Source organism: Apilactobacillus timberlakei (genome assembly GCF_002993965.1).
Lineage (GTDB): Bacteria > Bacillota > Bacilli > Lactobacillales > Lactobacillaceae > Apilactobacillus > Apilactobacillus timberlakei.
In genome coordinates, this window is the sequence record NZ_POST01000015.1 from 1 (window position 1) to 2,326 (window position 2,326).

A 2,326-nucleotide genomic window follows, 5' to 3' on the forward strand; every position below is an offset into this window, starting at 1 on the left:
AACGTGAGTTGCTTTTTTTATACTTTCTTTATACCAAGATAATAACACCAAACGCCCATGTGTCAATGATTTAAAGCAAATTTAGAAAATGACGTTATTTCTAATAGTATCAAGATAAGAAGAAACTCGATTTTTTACAAAAATCGAGATACAAAAAAATTTCAACTAAGACAAAAAATTATTTATTTATAAAACATATTTTTTGTCATTTGAAAAAGAAATTAAATAATAATATTGTTAAAGATATTGGAGTGATTTTGTTGGAAGATATGTTTGGATTTTTAGGATTTATATTTGGCATTTTAGGTTTTGTTAAAGCTAATCAAATAGAAAAAGAATTAAAAAATTTAAAAGAAAAAATAAAAAATAAGCAAAAATAAGAATATAAAAAGACAACAAGTGGACAACTAATCGGTTGTCCACTTGTTGTCTAATAAAGGTCAACTACTTGTTGTCTTTTTTTTAATTTAGTTGTCTAGTTGTTGTCTTTTTTTAATTTATAAAAGTTTCAAATATTATTTTAGTACCAATACAAACTCCGCCACGGCGGAGTACATCAATCTTGATGTACCAGTTTCTCCTTATCCTGTTTCATTTTTATTTATAAAAACTGAAAAAGATCACTAGAAAAAAAGAAAAATACAAAATTCAAAACCATTTTTAGAGAATTGAGGGGAATAGTTTTTTATATTTTTATCGCATAAAAAATTCAAAAACGAAGCTCAATACATTTCGCTTCAGTACCATTTTTTTGCTTAACTTAATATTTTTTTAATAGTTCTTTATTCAAAAATTGTTACGACAAGCTAATAATTTTACTCTTAAGATAAATTCAACCAAGAAAAAAAGGCGTCCGTTTTTAGGGCGTCCTTTTTATTATTGGTTCAAAAATGTCTTGATTTAAGTTCAAAACAGCTTAGAAAGCTAAAATTTAGCTTATAAAGTAATTCTGAAGTTCATAGTTCCATTTAGCAACAACAATCTCGGCATCAGTTAATACTGAATCCTCATTCGGATCATCAGTATTAACTAAATCATCTTCATCTTCTAACTGTAATTTTTTACGTATGGTCTTAAAAAGTTTGCCATAACTAATTGCTCTAGTATGACTTAAGGCTTGTTCTAAATCATCAGTTACTTGTAAATCTCGTTGTTTATCATCAGTGATATAATCAGCCGACTTCACTTGATATTTAGCTGTTTCTTTAGCACCTGCTAACAAATCATTTTTACTTTTGCTAGGGTGAACAGCTTCAACATTAACCATTGGTTGATAATCTAGTTTCATAGCTTTACGCCAATATTTTGTCCATTCAGCTTGTGATATATAATTTTCAGATCCCTTAAAATATCTACTGCTAACAAATAGTAAGACATGCATATGCTGATTATAACTACCATCATCATGATTAACTGTAATTTCAGTAGATCTTACATAGCCAAGCAAATTTTTAGATATTTTTTTATATTGAAAAAGCTTAGAAACAGATCTACCCATTTTTTGCATTTCAGGTTTTAAAGTATCTGAATAAGTATTTTTAGTGCTTAAAGTTAAAAATAAAAAACAACCATTAGGATATTCTCTATGAGCTTCATTTAAAATTTGTATAAGTTGATTACTATTTTTCATAGAACGCCTCCATGCACATAATGGACACAATCGACTTTTACAAAACCAAGTCTGATAAAGTTTAAGAAAACCATCTTTTGTTTTTTTAAATCTCAAAACATTTCCACAATCTTTAACATTAGTCGCTTTACGATAATTAAGCATTAATAGATATTCAGCGTAAGTTAAATTATCTAATTTATTCTTTTTCCAAGGACGAGGCTTACCATTCTTAGTTAAATCAGTAAAAACTTGATGTTCTATCATAAATAAAAAACTCCTAACTCACTCACGTTAGAAGTTACAATCTAATTAAAAGCTAAATATGTATTCTTGAAAACTTACCAGAATACTGGTAGGATAGTTTCTATTGATTAGATTGCAACTGACGTTTCGATAGCCGCCAAACTTTCGAGATAACGTGAGTTGCTTTTTTTATACTTTCTTTATACCAAGATAATAACACCAAACGCCCATGTGTCAATGATTTAAAGCAAATTTAGAAAATGACGTTATTTCTAATAGTATCAAGATAAGAAGAAACTCGATTTTTTACAAAAATCGAGATACAAAAAAATTTCAACTAAGACAAAAAATTATTTATTTATAAAACATATTTTTTGTCATTTGAAAAAGAAATTAAATAATAATATTGTTAAAGATATTGGAGTGATTTTGTTGGAAGATATGTTTGGATTTTTAGGATTTATATTTGGC

Annotated in this window: 2 protein-coding genes; one reads left to right on the forward strand and one right to left on the reverse strand. The window is 27.0% G+C overall.

The window, feature by feature from the left end; genetic code table 11:
* Positions 1 to 209: 209 nt before the first annotated feature.
* Positions 210 to 380: a hypothetical protein gene (locus tag C7N71_RS08235; protein WP_181399564.1), complete on the forward strand. Its 171-nt coding sequence runs from the start codon at positions 210 to 212 to the stop codon at positions 378 to 380.
* 551 nt (positions 381 to 931) lie between these two features.
* On the opposite strand, the gene C7N71_RS07955 is transcribed toward C7N71_RS08235, so the two are convergent.
* Positions 932 to 1,876, reverse strand: a complete 945-nt coding sequence (locus C7N71_RS07955) for a protein rep (RefSeq protein ID WP_105988558.1) — start codon at positions 1,874 to 1,876, stop codon at positions 932 to 934.
* Positions 1,877 to 2,326: the final 450 nt, after the last annotated feature.